Consider the following 16,931-nt stretch of genomic DNA (forward strand, 5'->3'; position numbering starts at 1 on the left):
AAGTCCATTTAATTTTCGGTTTTCTCGCGCATGTTTTATTTCATATTGGGAAAGTTTAATAAACAAGAGATAAGATAGAAGCCTAAGCAACTAGGTAATTGCTTAGGCTAAACTGAGATTAGCTGGAATAACAACTGCCATCTTGATTTATTAATACACTAATAACATTCTTATTCGATAAAATTATTTTACAAGCTTTACTGTAGCCTGCGAATTTGAAGGTCATTGTTGAATCTTCGCCAGTTAAACTTTTTTTCAAAATATGGTTTACATTTTCTTGGTTAAAAGCCAAAAGCCAGTCACCAAACTTTGCCATAGGAAAATCTGTTACTGACATATTCTCATTAGGACAATCCCAATTAGGTGCTGAACAGCTACCCCAATTTAAATTCCAATCCAGGTTAAGTTGTTTTGCTTTATTAACATTTTCTAAGCCAGCTAATTGAACCATTGTGGCTGAGGAAAGATTTAAATAAGCAACTAATGCCAAAAATATTGTTTTTTTCATTTTATTTCCTTCAAAAGAGGTCAATTTAAAGCAAATTAACCCACCGGAAACCCATTATGAATAATAAATTATCAATAAGCAAATAAAGTATTAAATAAGATTTGTATCTAATCTGTTTAATTGGAAACCTAGCTAAACAAATTAAAATTAGACAACACACTTATAACCATTTACTCTAATCTTTTTCATAGATGAAAAAAACGAGCACTAAAACCATTATTTTAATCATTCAAGGGAGCAAGTAGTGATGAAAATAACTAATCAACAATCCAAAACCGCAGGACCGATTGTAGTTAAAACTCATGATAACCAAGCGAGTATTTTCTCTAATCGTTTGGAACTTAAATCACTTAATCAGAGCAAAGATAGCTATTTAAATGAGCAATATGGTCTTCTTTTAGGAAAACCTGAAAATATTAGCATGTTTGGCGAAGGTAAAGTTTGGAGTACACAAGCGGTAAACGAATTTGTTGCAAGTGAGGTGCAAAAATGGAACAGTGGCGAAAACTATAGTAATTTTTCCGTTCATGATAAGCAAACTCAAGAGTTTATAGGCAGCTTATTTCTAAAACAAGTGAGTGATGAATTCGCTCACGTAGGCGCTGGCCATAAAAATACGGTAGAAATTGGGTATATTATTGATCAACGATTTGGCGGGAAAGGCTATGGTACTGAAGTCGCTATTTTAGGAAAAAAATACATTAAACATGTTCTAGCCACAGAAACTCAAACCAAACCAGTAGACTTGGCTGTTGCGACAGTTCATCCAAATAATATTGGGTCAAAGAAAATTTTACAAAAAACATTAAAACATCAGGAACCAGAAGAATTTCTAAAGTTTGGCAACCGGCCACGTTTTTTATTTTTTAAACCCTTAAAACCAGAAGCTATTTCTGCACTACAGTTAACTTATGAGGCAAGATTATAAATAGGTAGATAGATACCGTGGTCAAGCCACGGTATTTCGGGCTAGATTCTAAAAGAGGTAAGTAGCCTGGCTGAAACGAAGAGGGCTCCGGCCCCTTAGGCACCTATCTCGTGTTAACAAGAATCTACAATAGAGCAAGTATCTTATGGGGTTTGTGTTTTAAACCGTTGCGCACATGGATGTGCGCACCGATCGCAGGAAGCGGCTTCGTTTAAAACACAAACCCCATAAGGTTCTTGCGGGCCACCTGCACAGATATAGTCAAGATACAGGGCCCCGCACAGAAGTATAGGTACCGTGGTCGAGCTACGGTATTTCGGTAAGAATAAAGTTCACTTTAAAGCAGGGAAACCAGTTGAAAATTATTTTTTTAGCTTTTTTACTATATAAAGCTACGCTGATGAGCGCTGAAAAAATTTTATTAGCAGAATGTCCAATTAGCCAGGTAAATACTAGCTTTCTTCAATTATATAACGATCAAAAAGACCGCCCTAGTGCGGTATGGGAATCCTTATTTAAAGAAGCGCATAACTTAGGCATAAACCATATTATTATTCAATGGAGTTCATACGACGAATCAGCTTTTTATCCTGTTATTAATCAGCCTTTTAATTCACTTTTATTTACTGTTATAAAAGCTGCTCAGAAAGAACACTTAACTATAACTATGGGTTTAAATTACAATCGGCAATTTTGGCAAGCCCTTTCAGGAAGTGATGCAGAACTAAATGCCTACCTAGAACAGCATTATCAACAGCAGCAAACCACAATGCCTTACCTTATGAATCTAATTAACACAGCAGATCCAGAAGGTAATACTGTTGCAGGTTGGTATATTGCTGAAGAAATTGATGACTTAAATTGGCAAAATGATAAACGTCGTAATCTCTTAAAAAATTATTTAAGTCAACTTACGCAATTACTTAAAAGCCAAAGACCCAATTGGCCTATCAGCCTATCTACCTATGCTACAGGTCAAGTAGACCCTAAGCAGGTAGCCGCTTTATATAAATTCCTTTTTACTAATACAACAATCGATAACTTCTTATTTCAAGATAGTATTGGCACTCAAAACTTAACGTTAAGTACACTAGAAGACTACTTAAAAATAATTACTGCGGCTCACGAAGGAAGTGATAAGCAATTTGCGGTTATTGTAGAATTATTTATAGAAGACAGTAAGCAAAATGTGTTTCTAAGTGCCCCACCTGACTTAGTTCTTCCCCAATTAAAAATAGCTAACAAATACAGCACAACTAATCCTGTCGTCTTTTCTTTTTTCCCCTATGTGCTACCTAGCGAAACTATGGATAATGCTGCTCTTTATAACTTTTGGCGCCAAGAAACCCAGCGCTGCAAATCCTTATGGCATTTTATTTTTGCTAAAGTAAAATCTTTGCCTTTTTTCATTAATCAAGATTAAAATATTTTATTAGAGCCAAACCCTGTTAAGCTAAATAAAATAACCCCTAAGGAATGAAATCAGGCGATTAACTGAGTGGTCTTAAGATTACTATTAAATGATTTTATTGTATGTAATTTTGAAAGGTTTCTCTAGAAAAAGCCTCTAATATAAAACCGGCATCGTTTTTATTAGCAGCTGCGAGATTTATATTTGATTGCATATAATTGACTAATTGCTGCTTAATATCACTGTCATCATCAATAATTGTTAAACCCATATTCCACCGCCAAAAAGTTCGGGAAGCGATGGGCTCTTTAGTTAGAAGAACAATATTCTCGTGGCGATCATCTTCTTCAATTTTTTGATAAATAAGTTCTATTGAAGAAAGTTTTCCTTCTAAAACCTGAAAAAATCGTTGCTCAGAATAGATTAATAGACCACTTAATTGGTAAATGAAATTTTTAAAACGTGCAAGCTTAGCTAATTCGGTTAATTCGCATGCATCTAATGGTTTTTTAGCTTCGCTTTTGTAAATAAGATGATATAAATCTGACATTAAATTTAAATTACTGCTTAAAATTTGACAGGTGATAGACTATCATTTTAATTCATTATTTAATAGCTTTACTTATAAATAATTTTACCTAAAGAGACCCTCTTGCTCATCATGCAATTCATAGATAAGATTTAAAACCCGAATCCCTATTTCACCTTAACTGGCTAAATTAAGACTATCTTCAGATTATAAGGAAATAAAAGAAATTGTCTTTTCTCTTTAAAATTTTATCGCTATTAGCCTATTTTATGCTTAGTTCTTGTTTAGTCGGACCTAACTATCACGAGCCTAAAAAGAAGGTAACACGCTATTGGCTTAAGAATAGTCCTGCCGTTAAAATTGCCCCTATTCAAAATGCTAACTGGTGGAAAGTCTTTCGCGATCCTAATTTAACTTGTTTAATTTATAAGGGATATCACGATAATCTCTCACTACAAATCGCAGGCGTCAAAGTACTACAAGCTCGAGCACAACTAGCTCAGTCTGTCGGCGAACTTTATCCCCAACAACAAGCCTTAGTTGGTAACTATACTTATTACCGTATTGGTGGCAGTCAATTTCAAAGTATTTTACCGCCTAATTTTGAAACCGCAGCATTAGGATTTACAGCAAGCTGGGAATTAGATTTTTGGGGTAAATACCGGCGTGCTATTTTAGCTAACGATGCCCTTTTTCTTGCCTCTTTAGCAGCTTATGATCAGGCATTAGTCACGTTAACAGCAGACATTGCTGAAACGTACATGAATATTCGTACTGCTGAGCAACAAATTAGAGTGACCAAACAAAATATTGCTGTACAAACTGAAAGTTTAAGAATTGCAAAATCACGTTATAAAGGTGGGCAAACAAGCCTACTTGATGTACAACAAGCTGAAACGGAGCTCGCGGAGACACAAGCAAGCCTGCCAAAATATGTCAGTGAAGTGCAGCATCAAAAAGATATTCTTGCGGTTTTATTAGGAACGGTGCCTACTGATATTGACCGGTTTTTGACAAAATCAAAAGGTATCCCTAAGGCACCGCCTACTGTGGCTATCGGCATACCTAAAGAAGCGATGGCCAGACGGCCTGACATTTATCAAGCACGCATGGAAGCTGTTGCAGAATCTGAAGCAATTGGTGCCATTGCAGCTAACCTCTATCCTGCCTTAACCCTTGCAGGAACGTTTGCCTTCACAGCTAATACAATTGGCAAATCCTCTATAAGCGACTTATTTAACTGGTCAAATCGCACAATTACTGCTGGCCCTTCTTTTGCGTGGCCTATTTTAAATTATGGACAAATAACCAATGCTGTACGGGCCCAAGATGCGGCATTTCAACAAGCGCTCCTTAGGTATGTCAACTTAGTATTAAGGGCACAGCAAGAAGTACAAGACAACATCACCCGCTATCTTGAAGCACGCAAAGCAGCCTCATTATTAACGACTGCTAATATCTATGCGATTAAAACAACTAAGCTTGCGCTAGTTCGCTATAAACAAGGTGAAAACGCCTATACCGCGGTCCTTGATGCAGAACGTCAGCAATTACGTATCGAAATAAATTTGGTGAACACCCAAGGTGAGATCGCTAAATCGTTAGTTGCTCTTTATCGTTCCTTAGGCGGAGGTTGGCAAATTCGTGGCTGCAATGATGTAGTACCGCTTAACGTAAAAGCCACGATGGCCGCGCGTACAAATTGGGGTAATTTACTAAAACAACAAAATCATCAATACCCTGTTACTCGTAATCAGCAAATTCAACAGCTTTACTTACCTAATTGGTGATCTTATGAACAATAAGCAATATGTAAAAATCATCAAAATAACAATAGTTATTCTAATCTTATTATTACTCTTTTACTTATTCATGCACCGAACGCCTAAACAAATAACAGCACTTCCTGCACCCATTGTGGTAGTACAAAAACCAACCTCCGTTAAATTAGGCAACTACATTACTCAAACAGGTAATACCATTGCCTATAACGCTGTTAACTTAGTAGCCAGGGTTGAAGGGTACTTACAACAAATTGAATTTCAAGATGGCAGTTTCGTTAAAAAGGGACAAGGTTTATTTGTCATTGAGCCTGAACCCTACTTGGATAAAGTTAAAGAAGCAGAAGCGGTATTAGCGGCTCAAAAAGCCAACTATGATTATGCTAGCGCCGAGTATGCACGCCAAAAACAAATGTATCGCGAAAACGCAACGTCTTTAAAAAATGTGGAAAAATGGTCTGCCAAAACGGATGAAGCAAAAGCAGGTATTGCCAAAGCCCAAGCGAGCCTTAATATTGCCCAGATTAACTATAGTTATACCCATGTATTAGCACCTTTTGACGGCCGTATTGGCCGCCATTTAGTTGATATAGGCAATCTTGTTGGACATGGTGAGGCCACAAAATTAGCCACGATTGAACAAATCGATCCTATTTATGTTTACATCAATCTTAATGAATTAGACTTAATTAAATTACGTAAAGCGGCCCGCGCGCGTGGTATCAATGCAAGTAAAATTAATACAATTCCTGTGTATGTCGCCATGCAAAGTGATACTGACTTTCCTTACAAAGGCCAATTAGATTTTGTAAACACCAGTCTTAATGCATCGACTGGTACCATGCAATTTCGTGCCATTATTCCCAACAAAAGCTTTGGCCTTGTGCCAGGATTATTTGTAAAAATACGCATACCTGTGGCTGAGCCAACACAGCATTTAACCGTCCCTGATACAGCAATTCAATATGATCAAATTGGGGCATACGTCTTAGTCGTGGGTAAAAATAATTATGTCCTTATTAAGCGTGTTGTATTAGGGCCATTAGAAAATGGCAGGCAAGCAATAACTAAAGGCATTGGGGCCTACGATCAAATTGTTATCAATGGATTACAAAATGCCGTACCTGGTCAGCAAGTGACGCCTAAGCTTGAAGCAACCATGTAAAAAATAAACAATAAGCGGTAAGATGGAAGGATTACTTTGAAATGATTTCTAAATTTTTTATTGAAAGGCCAGTTTTAGCTAATGTCATTGCCATCTTATTAGTATTTTTAGGTCTTATTGCTATTGGTATTCTTCCAGTCTCTCAATACCCAGCCATTGTGCCTCCTACTATTCAAGTCACAACAACTTATCCTGGCGCGGATGCTAAAACACTGATTAAAACAGTGGCTTTACCAATTGAGCAACAAGTGAACGGGGTTGAGAACATGCTTTACATGCAATCAACTAACACGAATAGCGGTGCTTATAATTTAATTGTTACCTTTGCAATAGGCACTGATCTTAATTACGCGCAAGTTTTAGTGCAAAATCGCGTACAAGCTGCCATGGCGCAACTACCACAAGCTGTGCAAAAACAAGGGGTACTCGTACAACAAAAATCAACAGCCATTTTACAATTTATTACCTTGACTGCTGAAAACAACGAATACGATGGCGTATTTCTTAATAGTTACGCAGCCATTAATATGCAAGATGAATTATCTCGCTTACCAGGTGTGGGCAATGTGATGATTTTTGGCTCTGGTAATTATGCAATGCGCGTATGGCTTGATCCGCAAAAGATGTTAGCGTATTCTCTAAATCCAAGTGATGTGTTAGCTGCCATTAGCCATCAAAACCAAGAGGTCTCAGCAGGTCAAGTTGCCTCACCACCTACGACAGGCTCGCCTTCCTATCAATTTACAGTAAACGTGCCTGGTCAGCTTGCTGACCCTGAGCAATTTGCCAATATTATTATTAAAACAATCCCTACAGAACCAGATCAAAGTGCTAATACCAGCAGTACCGCTCAAATTGTACGTATTCGCGATGTAGGCCGCGTTGAACTTGGATCAGCTAGCTACAGTCAAGATGCAAAACTCAATAATAATCCCACAGCTGCAATAGGTATCTTTCAACTTCCAGGCGCCAATGCCTTACAAGTTGCCAAAGAAGTTCGGCAACTTGTGGCTAAAATGGCAAAAAAATTTCCACCCGGTTTAAAATACTCCATCCCTTTTGATACCACCATTTTCGTCGAAGCCTCTATTTCTGAGGTATATAAAACACTCTTTGAAGCAGGCATTTTAGTCTTACTGGTGATTGTGGTTTTTTTACAAAATTTTCGTGCGTCCCTAGTGCCAGCAACTACCGTGCCTGTAACCATTATTGGTACTTTTTTTGCCATGTTTTTATTAGGCTACTCCATTAATTTATTAACGCTGTTTGCGTTAGTTTTAGCAATTGGCATTGTTGTTGATGATGCCATTGTGATTGTTGAAGGGGTCACGCAACATATTGAACGCGGCCTTTCTCCCAAAGAAGCCTCTATTGAAGCCATGCGGGAATTATTAGGCCCTATTATTGGTATTACCTTGGTGCTAATGGCAGTCTTTGTACCTGCTGGTTTCCTACCTGGATTAACTGGATCAATGTATGCACAATTTGCATTAGTGATTGCGGCTACAGCGTTAATTAGTGCGATTAATGCGATGACCCTTAAACCTACTCAATGTGCTTTATGGCTTAAGCCAATTGATCCTAATAAACAAAAAAATATTTTCTTTAGGGCATTTGATAGAATCTATTACCCTATCGAAACACGTTATATTAATTTTATTGGCAGGTTAGTTCAGCGAAGCCCAATGGTGTCTCTCATTGGTTTTATTCTAGTAGGCTTAGCGATTTTTGGACTTACCCGTATTCCTACCGGCTTTATTCCAATAGAAGATCAAGGTTATTTAGTCTTAAGTGTTCAATTACCTGATGCAGCGACACTTGCACGCACTGAAGCAGTATTAGAAAAATTAAGCAAAAAAATCTTAAGGCTCGATGGCATTGCCAATGTCATCGCTATTGATGGCGTATCCGTCTTAGATAATAACGCAAGCTTAGCCAATGCAGGTGTTATGTACATTATGTTTAAGGATTGGAGTGTAAGAGGCAAGAATGAAGATTTATTATCGATGTATACTAAGCTTAATGAAATTGCTAAACAAACACTTGATGCGAAAGTATTAGTTGTTGTACCCCCGCCCATTCAAGGATTAGGATTGTCTGGCGGTTTTCAAATGCAAGTCGAGCTACAAGATGGCAGCTTTGATTATCAAAAATTACAACAAGCGACTGATTCAATTGTGAGAACAGCTAACCAACAGCCCAATCTACAAAATGTCATGACGACGTTTAGAGCAAACGTACCTCAAATCGCAGCACCCATTAACCGAACCAAAGCAGAAAGTTTAGGGGTAACTGTTGGGGCGGCTTTTGATACCTTACAAACGTATTTAGGCTCTTCTTATGTCAATCTTTTTACTAAATTTGGCCAAGTCTTTCCCGTCTATGTGCAGGCAGATGCTAGTTCGCGCAGCAGTATAAATGACTTGCGTAATTTTTATGTAAAAAATCAGTTTGGCGCTATGGTGCCTTATGGGACATTAGTTGATCTTAAACAAGCGGTGGGCCCTGGAATTATCTCATTATACAACCTTTATCCTTCTGGAAACATTAATGGCATGGCGGCAAAGGGTTATAGCTCAGGTCAAGGCATCATTACTATGGAACAATTAGCAAAGCAACAATTGCCTGCTGGTTTTTCTTATGAATGGACAAGTACCGCGTATCAAGAAAAAATTGCTGGTAATTTAAGTTATTTTATTTTTGCGATGTCTTTGGTATTAGTTTACCTCATTTTAGCAGGGCAATATGAAAATTGGCTTTTGCCTGGTGCTATTTTATTTAGTGTGCCTCTTACTTTAATAGGGACGGTATTAGCTTTATCAGCTTTAGGCCTAGCTAATAACATGTATACGCAAATTGGCTTGTTATTGTTAATTGCTTTAGCGACTAAAAATGCGATCCTGATCGTAGAAATGGCTCATGAGCAACATACCATACACCATAAATCTATTTTAGAAGCCGCAGTGCTTGGCGCAAAAACACGATTTCGACCAATTTTAATGACCTCATTTGCCTTTATCATGGGCGTTTTACCTTTAGTATTTGCAACAGGTGCAGGCGCTAATGCTAGGCGCTCTATTGGTGTTGCAGTTTGTAGCGGTATGTTAGCTTCAACTTGTTTGGCCGTTGTGTTTGTGCCTGTGTTTTATGTTTGGTTACAAACTTGGCAGGAAAAAAGATTATTAAAGAAGAAGCCTGCACTCAGTACAAAACCAATACCTGAGACTGATCTAAACCAATAAACATGTTACTATGCGGTTTATGGTAGTAACGCGAAGATTAACACAATGAGATATGGGTTTAGTAATAGAACATGGCTCTATTACCTTACTTCTCAACAGGGCAATAATTGGTATCAACTACGCTTTGAAAAAGCGTCAAGTTACATTACTCTTTGTTTAGAAACTGACTTATTAGGCGATTGGACAATTGTTATATGTAGTGGCCGTCGCTTTTCAAAAAATGGCCAAAAGCGCTTAATTGCTTTTACATCATATGATGCCGCCTATGAACAATTAGGTTATTTTATCCAAAATCATTTACAACAGCGCTATAAGCTGTGTTCTTTTGCCACGAATCATTTACTTTTAATAAGCTTAATTGCTCATGCAGGTAACTATCAGCACGGCAACGATGATCAACTAAATCGAAGCCCTGCTCTTAAACACGCTTATCGAAAAACCACTGACCCTACACGTCCTAAACGTAATAAATCGATAAAGAAAGTTATACAAGCTGACGAGCGATTTCAGCAATTAAGTTTATTTTAACGAACGCCCCATTCCCTGTAAGCAGGCACCCATGCTCAGTACTGGCATAATGCTACTTCTAGAAATGGATCTCCGCCTGCGCGGAGATGACAATAAAAAGAGTCCTAGAAAACTGCAATTTAATGCTGTCATTCCCGTGCAAACGGGAATCTATACTTAAATTGGTAGGGTGCTCATGGGCATGGCTCTCTGCTTGCGTGAAGATAGGTTAGTATGCTTTATCTAAAAAACTAACAACGAACGTGGTAAAGATAGGTTTAGAAACAAATCGATAAACTGACAACAAATGTAGAGGCAGTAGCTTATGATACTGCCTCTTTAAAATAGCCTTTGCTTTTAATAATAGTCATAGCTTACAGTCGTAATATCGACAGGTTCAGTATTAACAACGGTCATCGTGTCATAAACAGGCGTGGTTTGCACATAAGAAGAGCAGCATGGGGTAGCAACTGGTCTGACGATCTTAGTACTACAGCAAGAACGCTTAACAATGGGTTTGACAACAACAGGTTTTACAACGACTCGTTTGCAACATGGATTGTTTACTACGACTGAATTACAACAACCCGCTGTTGTTGGATAAACAGTTGTGTAATCACTGACGCCCATATAACCGCAGGCCGTTAAACTACTGACTAATGGCAAAAGCATTATTCCTTTCATGTTATCCCCCTTATTTCCATATACAAACTAAGTGTATAATATACATGCATATTATTCCAATTTTGATCACTAATTACTTGTTTAATAAAGAAATACTCGGAAAAAATAATTGATTTGTTTATATCCAATAGGATCAAAGTGAACAATCTTTAGGAAAAAGGCCTTTAAGGGTGCAGATTCAACCTAGCAACGTAGCTCATTTATAGTTTGCTATCTGCAAGCCCTTAATCATTGATGAGATTTTTAATTTTTTTCTTATTTCTGCTATTTGATAGTTAATTCGCTTTTCAACCAATTATAAATTGCTGCATTAAATAAACGCGGGGCTAACGGCTCACAATGCCCGCCAGTGCCCTCTTCTGAATTGAAAAGAATATAATGCTTTTTACATTGTAATTCGTCATAAAGCTTTTTGGCTTGCCCATAGGTAATGTACTCTTGAGTATTATCACATACCAACATTGAACATTGAATCTGCTTAACTATCCCTTGTAAGGTATAAGCCTTCGTAGCATTAAGCATTTCTTCAATTGTTTGAGCACCAAATCGCCATTTACGACTTGCCAACATAAACCTCATATTTTCATCTTCATTCATAAGATGCTCTAGGGCTTGTGATAACGGAACATCTTTTAGTGCAGGAAATTTCTTGTCAACTAATGACTTCACTTTCTCTTCTATACTGGAACTTGATTCAAAAATACCCGGATCAACAATACAAGCTCTAATACGCTTTTCCTTAGTTACAGCACGTGCTGCAAGGTAGCCGCCAAAACTTCTACCCATAAGAATGATGTTATTTTTATCTACTTCCGGACGTTTAATAACAAAGTCTATCACTTTTTCTATGACCTGTTCCCACTCGGGAATAAAAGGTATTTTTTGCAATCGTAAAACACTACCTTGGCCAGGCCCTTCAAAGCATAAGCAATGAAACCCACGCTTTAAAGCTTCTGCTGCTGTACCAAAATAAGATTCTTCTTTAGTTCCATCGCCACCACCCGTATCAATAAGAATAGGTTTTTCTTTCATTGGTGATGACGTATTGAGATAGAGGTAGCCTGGTAAAGCTAGATCAGAACGATAGGGAATAAGCACTTTTTCTACGGGTGTATCAAATAAGTCAAGTGCATTGTGAAACGCATCAATACTGGCTTTTAAAGCTCCCTCAATGCGTTCATCCTCAGGTTCATCTTCAAGGAAAAAAAAAGAGGTACGATAGTAATTACTTGCACGTAGGAATGCCATTTTTGCATCAAAATTAAGATTTTTTTTACTATAATCTTTAGCTCGTAGAGCATTTTTCTCAGCAAAAGAAAACCATTGCTCATACCAACTATTTTGGTTTCCTTTCTCAATATTATTTAATATAGCAAAACACTCACCAATCTCTGCTCCTTGGTAGGTAGTATGGCCTAACGTTCTCATAAACTGAACATTAAACAAAGATGGCTGTATAAATTCCTGCATCACTACTCCTTAGCTCATTGTTTTGTATATTTATCATTCGGTTTTTTTTAAGGTCGACAAAACGACTGGAAAAATTGGCATTGTCTTATTAGTCATAAGCAAAGGTCTATACAATAATCCTTGATAAAGACTATCCATGGATAATACATCCAATAGGATTGGCACTAAAAGACCATTTGGTTGCTTAGTAGGCACAATTAAATCACCCTGTTTTAGCAAAATAGGTGATGTTATATACTGAATATCAGCTTGATAAGTTATGCGGAAATTTACAGGCTTAGGATAATTAATTTTTATGGAAGTTAATTGGATAGAGTTAGCTAAAACCAATTGCGGTTTATCAATAGCTTTAAAAGCGATATGGTGCTTTCTTAATAATGCTGCAATCCTGTCGTGCCAAATAGTCACTGCATAAGCCTCAGGTAAAGCACTATTTTTTTCGATAGCAATAAAATCAAAATTAGGAAATAACTTACCCACCAAATGGCCTGTTTTTTCTTCAATCAATTGAATAGAAACACGTGGGTTGCGCACATTTAACGAATAATTAAACGTTAGATAGACAGGCTTTTGCGCAAATGTATTATTTTGCCAAGTTTCTTTAGCTAATCTTACCTTACTTTTTAATTCTTCTTTATGCTGGTTGATGACTTGCAGAAAGCTAACTGCACTTAAGTATTGTTTCTCCAAACGATTTAAAATATTAGCTGGTGTGGCAAATTTTCCACTGGCGGGATCAAGCCGATTCTCAACTAAAAATGAAGCAACACCTTGCAAGGCCGCATAATTACGTAGATTACTAACACGCAAACCGCCGTGGGCTACAGGTTGCTCTAGTTGCTGAATTTCACCTTGATAATGCCTACTTGGTAGCCCATTTTTCTCACTCCTTTGAATTAAATCTGGGAGTAAAATATCTTGCATGTATTGTCTTAAATCAGGGTCAATATTTAAATTATTTCCTGCATCATATTGCGCGTTTACATTGGTCATAAATCCTTGCTGATCAGTTAAGATTTTCTTGCGCACTGATGATTCATGTAAATCTAATAAAACATCAGGTTGATATTTTCTTAAAACATTAACAATAATTTGGGCTTCTGGTGTAACAAGATTAATAAAATCAATGTTAATATTATTATTCTTTTCATTAAAGCGAATGCGTTTATCTCGTCCGTCTGGATTACCATTAACAATTAATATTAGATTCATATGCTGCAAATAATTATCTAAGTTACCGCGAGCAAAATTCAAAGCAAGTTTTTGTAAGGCTTCGCAGCCTGAAAATTCAGTACCATGTTGCGAGCCAATCAATAAAACAGTTAATTTATTAGTTTGATTAGGGCCAGATTGCAGCCATGATTCATCATTAGAAATAAGTAGCGCTGTAAATGGCCTGCCCCCTGCGCTTTGTCCTAAATGAATAAGCTTAAGTTTATTGCTACTTTGCTCTAGATTTTTTAAAAATTGATTAATTTCTGCTGAGTTGGGAAGCTTTTGATAATTACTTAGCTCTAATAACGTTTTATTATTAATATTAGCAATAGATGAATACATCGTATTAATGACAAAACATTGCATTAATAACGCTAAAAGTAGCTGTATAAAAACGCTAGTTCTAATGGTCTGATTGAATAAAGAAGCCATTGATAAATTTAGCAATTTGGCCTCAGCAAAGGATTTTAATTTAAAGTATAGATGAAAAATGAGAATGCAACTAAGTAACTTAGCAATAAGTTAGTGTTTCGTATTTCGTAAAAAACGTAATAAGGCAAAATTGGCACGCGTTACCGCATCATCCATAGCGACCTGAGGGCTTTTAATTCCAGCAAAAATTGCTTCTATCTCTTCATCATTAATCATCCTTATTTGATTTTGCGGTATACTAAATAAGCTTAGTGTTTTCTGACTGCTTTTTGCTAACTCTTTTTCTGCCAACGCAAGTATAGGCTGAGCGTCATGTTGGGCGATAAATGCATAGTTGCCTGTTAAGCTAATGGGAATATAGCCGGTATTCTGATACCAGTGTTGTTGTATTTCGGGTTTGACCAAGTAAGCATAAAATTGGGCAATGCCACGATACACATCATCTGACTGACCTGCTACAGCCCAAAGCGCCGCACCACCATTAAGATTACTATGACGTACCTTGCTTATGCTGGTGTCTAATGGCAAAACAGCGACACCAAGAGAAAATTTTACCAATTCTGATAAACTGGCATAACTTCCAGATGACTGACTATACATGGCACATTTACCACTAGTAAATAAAACCGTTGCATCGCTGGCACGACCACCATAAGCAAAGTAATGGCGTGTTTGCCAATTTTTTAATCGTTCTAAATGGTGAATAAGCGCTTTATTATTGTAAACCGCTTTTCGCGCTCCCAAATCAACAAGCGGTAAACCATGTATTGCTGAAAAGGCTTCAATTTGTATCCAAGCTGGATAGGAGGAAGTATAAGCACATGAATAACCATTAGCTAACAATTTAGCAGCGACCTGCTCCAACTCATCCCAAGTCTTGGGAAAATTATGAGCATTAACACCTACTTTAGCTAAGGCATCAGCATTATAAAAAATAACTGGAATAGAAGTATTAAAAGGAAGAGCTTGTAACTCTCCTTTATGGCTATAAAAAGAAAGCAAGGCTGGCAGAAAATCTTGTGTAGGTAATGGCTGTTTTTGTTCCAACATTAATTCATGCAAGGGCTTAATAATACCTTTTGGTGAGAGCATAATGCCGGTGCCTACTTCAAATACTTGAATAATTGCTGGCGGCTTTTTCGCTTTAAAGGCAGCAGCAAAGCTTGTAATGGTATCTGTATACTCGCCTTTATAAACTGACTTAATAAAATAATTAGTTTGGCTTTTGTTAAATCCATTAACTAAATGCTGCACCTCAGCACCAATCTGACCTGCTAGCGAATGCCATAAAACGATTTCTACTTTTGCAGCATACGTGTTGCTTAAGAGAAAAAATAGGATGAAAAAAAGCCATCGTCTCATGATAATAAATCAGGATAATCACTAAACACTGCATCTACTCCCCAATTTAACAGTGCCCCTGCCCGGGCTTTACAATTAACGGTATATACATAAAGCTGATAACCTTGTCTTTTAATGTCTTGTATACGAGCAGCATCTAGTGCAAGCTCATTAATATGGATGGAATAACAACCTAAGGATTGTGCTTTGTTAAGCCAATCTTCATCCCAGGCATCTAAAAGTAAACCTAAAGGCATGTGGGGAGCTATTGTATGACAAAGCGTTAATGCCGTTAAGTCAAAGCTTGATAATAAGGGTAATGATTTCTCTTGCGGCCAGAAACGATGTAAGCAGTCTAAAACAGCTGCCGTTGTTTGTTCGCTCATACCAGGATACGGCTTAATTTCAATGTTGGCATTCATATTATTTTGCATTAACCAAATTAATATTGTTTTAAAATGAGGAATTTTCTCACCAGCAAATGCATCAGAAAACCACCTGCCTGCATCTAACGTTTCTAAATAAGCAGCAGTGACTAAACCTACGGCCCCCTTACCATTTGTTGTCCTTTCTAACACTTCATCATGAAAGACAAACGGTTCACCATCGCCACTTAACATGACATCAAATTCAACCGTATTGCACCCAAGAGTAAGTGCTTTATTAAATGCCGCTAGCGTATTTTCTGGCGCATAAGCTGATGCACCTCGATGGCCAATTACTGAGTTATTTATTTGCAAGGAGCTACATCCATCCGACGATTTGAAGCAACTTCTGCTGAAGCACTTAGAGTGATTTCATTACTGACAGCTAAGTTAGCTCCAGGCGCCGCTCCCACTGCCATGGTACTCATTGCAGTTTGTTCTTTATAGGCTCTCGGTTGTTGAATGACAACATCGCCCTCATTAATATATAAATTGCTTAAGGAATAACTTTGGTTGGGATAAACACTATTTAATCGAGATATTTCTTCATTCACTTGTTGATATAAGCGCTGACGAATTTGTGATTTTACTTGCTGAATTTCCTCAAGACTAGGCTTAAATTCAATATTATTAATTGTATAAGTACTTCCAGGTTGGCTAATTGTTTTTGCATTTTTATAAATATCAGTCAAACTTGCCTGCGGAATACGAGCTTGTCCTTCTACAAATAATTTTTCAAGGCCTGAGCTATCTTGAGAACGATCAAACTGGGTTAAATGCCATTCCCCAGAGGCAATTTTGTTTAAATTAGTCATAATGTCATTACGTGCTTTTACCAAATCAGCAGTATTTAAGGTGGCATTGATATCAACTGTTAATAAAGCAGTTTGAGTACTCACCCATTGTTTGGCAGATACTTGAAAAAAAACTTTATCCAGGGGGATATCGGGTGAGCTAGGTGGGCATATATTATTCGCGAAGGTCAAAGGAGGTAACAAAAATAACGCCACAACATTAGTTATTTTTTTCATCTAAATCTCCACTGAATTTAAACTTAATTAAATAATTATTTTATATAAATCAATTTTTGCAGCCAATCTTAATACTATGCATTTTGTAGTTAATCTTACACTTAGCAATATAAACTGTGTGTAAAGCTCACCTATTTTAAATTTAATGCTATCATAGCAGTAAACAATTGTCGTCCTATGACTATAATCTAATTAATTACTCTGTTCCTAATAGCGACTAATAAACGGTCTTTTTGTATTTTAATTAGTTTTTAGTGCCTTA

General features: G+C 37.1%; 14 protein-coding genes. 6 read left to right on the plus strand and 8 right to left on the minus strand.

Annotation, left to right across the window (positions count from 1 at the left end; genetic code table 11):
- Positions 1 to 118: 118 nt before the first annotated feature.
- On the minus strand, positions 119 to 508 hold the full coding sequence (locus DYE47_RS08865; protein ID WP_115302927.1) for a hypothetical protein: 390 nt from the start codon (positions 506 to 508) through the stop codon (positions 119 to 121).
- A 247-nt stretch (positions 509 to 755) separates the two neighbouring features.
- On the opposite strand from DYE47_RS08865, the gene DYE47_RS08870 reads away from it, so the two are divergent.
- Positions 756 to 1,436, plus strand: coding sequence for a GNAT family N-acetyltransferase (locus DYE47_RS08870; protein WP_115302928.1), 681 nt, complete (start codon positions 756 to 758; stop codon positions 1,434 to 1,436).
- A 355-nt stretch (positions 1,437 to 1,791) separates the two neighbouring features.
- Positions 1,792 to 2,859 carry a DUF4434 domain-containing protein gene (locus tag DYE47_RS08875; protein WP_115302929.1) on the plus strand — a complete coding sequence of 356 codons (1,068 nt, stop codon included), beginning with the start codon at positions 1,792 to 1,794 and terminating at the stop codon, positions 2,857 to 2,859.
- Between the two features lie 103 nt (positions 2,860 to 2,962).
- On the opposite strand, the gene DYE47_RS08880 is transcribed toward DYE47_RS08875, so the two are convergent.
- The gene (locus tag DYE47_RS08880; protein WP_115302930.1) at positions 2,963 to 3,397 is read right to left on the minus strand and encodes a BLUF domain-containing protein; all 435 of its coding nucleotides are present in this window, start codon (positions 3,395 to 3,397) and stop codon (positions 2,963 to 2,965) included.
- A 248-nt stretch (positions 3,398 to 3,645) separates the two neighbouring features.
- Between DYE47_RS08880 and DYE47_RS08885 the strand changes: the two genes are divergently transcribed.
- Genes DYE47_RS08885 through DYE47_RS08900 form a run of 4 tightly spaced genes read left to right on the plus strand, consistent with a single transcriptional unit; the run spans position 3,646 to position 10,092 of the window.
- On the plus strand, positions 3,646 to 5,166 hold the full coding sequence (locus tag DYE47_RS08885) for an efflux transporter outer membrane subunit (RefSeq protein ID WP_115304051.1): 1,521 nt from the start codon (positions 3,646 to 3,648) through the stop codon (positions 5,164 to 5,166).
- Between the two features lie 4 nt (positions 5,167 to 5,170).
- Positions 5,171 to 6,322 (plus strand): efflux RND transporter periplasmic adaptor subunit, encoded by a 1,152-nt coding sequence (locus DYE47_RS08890; protein WP_115302931.1) that lies wholly within the window; start codon positions 5,171 to 5,173, stop codon positions 6,320 to 6,322.
- Between the two features lie 41 nt (positions 6,323 to 6,363).
- Positions 6,364 to 9,564, plus strand: coding sequence for an efflux RND transporter permease subunit (locus DYE47_RS08895; protein WP_115302932.1), 3,201 nt, complete (start codon positions 6,364 to 6,366; stop codon positions 9,562 to 9,564).
- A 45-nt stretch (positions 9,565 to 9,609) separates the two neighbouring features.
- Positions 9,610 to 10,092: a hypothetical protein gene (locus DYE47_RS08900; protein WP_115302933.1), complete on the plus strand. Its 483-nt coding sequence runs from the start codon at positions 9,610 to 9,612 to the stop codon at positions 10,090 to 10,092.
- A 336-nt stretch (positions 10,093 to 10,428) separates the two neighbouring features.
- Here the strand turns inward: DYE47_RS08900 and DYE47_RS08905 are convergent, their stop codons facing one another.
- The 6 genes from DYE47_RS08905 to DYE47_RS08930 form a co-directional block, all read right to left on the minus strand.
- Positions 10,429 to 10,755: a hypothetical protein gene (locus tag DYE47_RS08905; protein WP_115302934.1), complete on the minus strand. Its 327-nt coding sequence runs from the start codon at positions 10,753 to 10,755 to the stop codon at positions 10,429 to 10,431.
- A 264-nt stretch (positions 10,756 to 11,019) separates the two neighbouring features.
- Positions 11,020 to 12,225 (minus strand): alpha/beta hydrolase family protein, encoded by a 1,206-nt coding sequence (locus DYE47_RS08910; protein WP_115302935.1) that lies wholly within the window; start codon positions 12,223 to 12,225, stop codon positions 11,020 to 11,022.
- A 33-nt stretch (positions 12,226 to 12,258) separates the two neighbouring features.
- Positions 12,259 to 13,887 carry a M14 family zinc carboxypeptidase gene (locus DYE47_RS08915; protein WP_218019044.1) on the minus strand — a complete coding sequence of 543 codons (1,629 nt, stop codon included), beginning with the start codon at positions 13,885 to 13,887 and terminating at the stop codon, positions 12,259 to 12,261.
- Between the two features lie 75 nt (positions 13,888 to 13,962).
- On the minus strand, positions 13,963 to 15,234 hold the full coding sequence (locus tag DYE47_RS08920) for an extracellular solute-binding protein (RefSeq protein WP_115302937.1): 1,272 nt from the start codon (positions 15,232 to 15,234) through the stop codon (positions 13,963 to 13,965).
- Positions 15,231 to 15,953, minus strand: coding sequence for a glycerophosphodiester phosphodiesterase (gene ugpQ / locus DYE47_RS08925; protein WP_115302938.1), 723 nt, complete (start codon positions 15,951 to 15,953; stop codon positions 15,231 to 15,233). The genes DYE47_RS08920 and ugpQ overlap by 4 nt, the downstream gene beginning before the upstream one ends.
- Positions 15,944 to 16,669 carry a hypothetical protein gene (locus DYE47_RS08930; protein WP_115302939.1) on the minus strand — a complete coding sequence of 242 codons (726 nt, stop codon included), beginning with the start codon at positions 16,667 to 16,669 and terminating at the stop codon, positions 15,944 to 15,946. The genes ugpQ and DYE47_RS08930 overlap by 10 nt, the downstream gene beginning before the upstream one ends.
- Positions 16,670 to 16,931 lie beyond the last annotated feature (262 nt).

The sequence above is a fragment of the Legionella beliardensis genome, assembly GCF_900452395.1.
GTDB classification, from domain to species: Bacteria; Pseudomonadota; Gammaproteobacteria; order Legionellales; family Legionellaceae; genus Legionella_C; species Legionella_C beliardensis.

Excerpts from the sequence above, each read along its gene's own strand:
- DYE47_RS08900 (WP_115302933.1), top strand. The coding sequence starts at position 9,610 with ATGAGATATGGGTTTAGTAATAGAACATGGCTCTATTACCTTACTTCT.
- DYE47_RS08910 (WP_115302935.1), bottom strand. The coding sequence starts at position 12,225 with ATGCAGGAATTTATACAGCCATCTTTGTTTAATGTTCAGTTTATGAGA.
- DYE47_RS08885 (WP_115304051.1), top strand. The coding sequence starts at position 3,646 with ATGCTTAGTTCTTGTTTAGTCGGACCTAACTATCACGAGCCTAAAAAG.
- DYE47_RS08895 (WP_115302932.1), top strand. The coding sequence starts at position 6,364 with ATGATTTCTAAATTTTTTATTGAAAGGCCAGTTTTAGCTAATGTCATT.
- DYE47_RS08930 (WP_115302939.1), bottom strand. The coding sequence starts at position 16,669 with ATGAAAAAAATAACTAATGTTGTGGCGTTATTTTTGTTACCTCCTTTG.
- DYE47_RS08905 (WP_115302934.1), bottom strand. The coding sequence starts at position 10,755 with ATGAAAGGAATAATGCTTTTGCCATTAGTCAGTAGTTTAACGGCCTGC.
- DYE47_RS08920 (WP_115302937.1), bottom strand. The coding sequence starts at position 15,234 with ATGAGACGATGGCTTTTTTTCATCCTATTTTTTCTCTTAAGCAACACG.
- DYE47_RS08870 (WP_115302928.1), top strand. The coding sequence starts at position 756 with ATGAAAATAACTAATCAACAATCCAAAACCGCAGGACCGATTGTAGTT.
- DYE47_RS08880 (WP_115302930.1), bottom strand. The coding sequence starts at position 3,397 with ATGTCAGATTTATATCATCTTATTTACAAAAGCGAAGCTAAAAAACCA.
- DYE47_RS08865 (WP_115302927.1), bottom strand. The coding sequence starts at position 508 with ATGAAAAAAACAATATTTTTGGCATTAGTTGCTTATTTAAATCTTTCC.
- DYE47_RS08890 (WP_115302931.1), top strand. The coding sequence starts at position 5,171 with ATGAACAATAAGCAATATGTAAAAATCATCAAAATAACAATAGTTATT.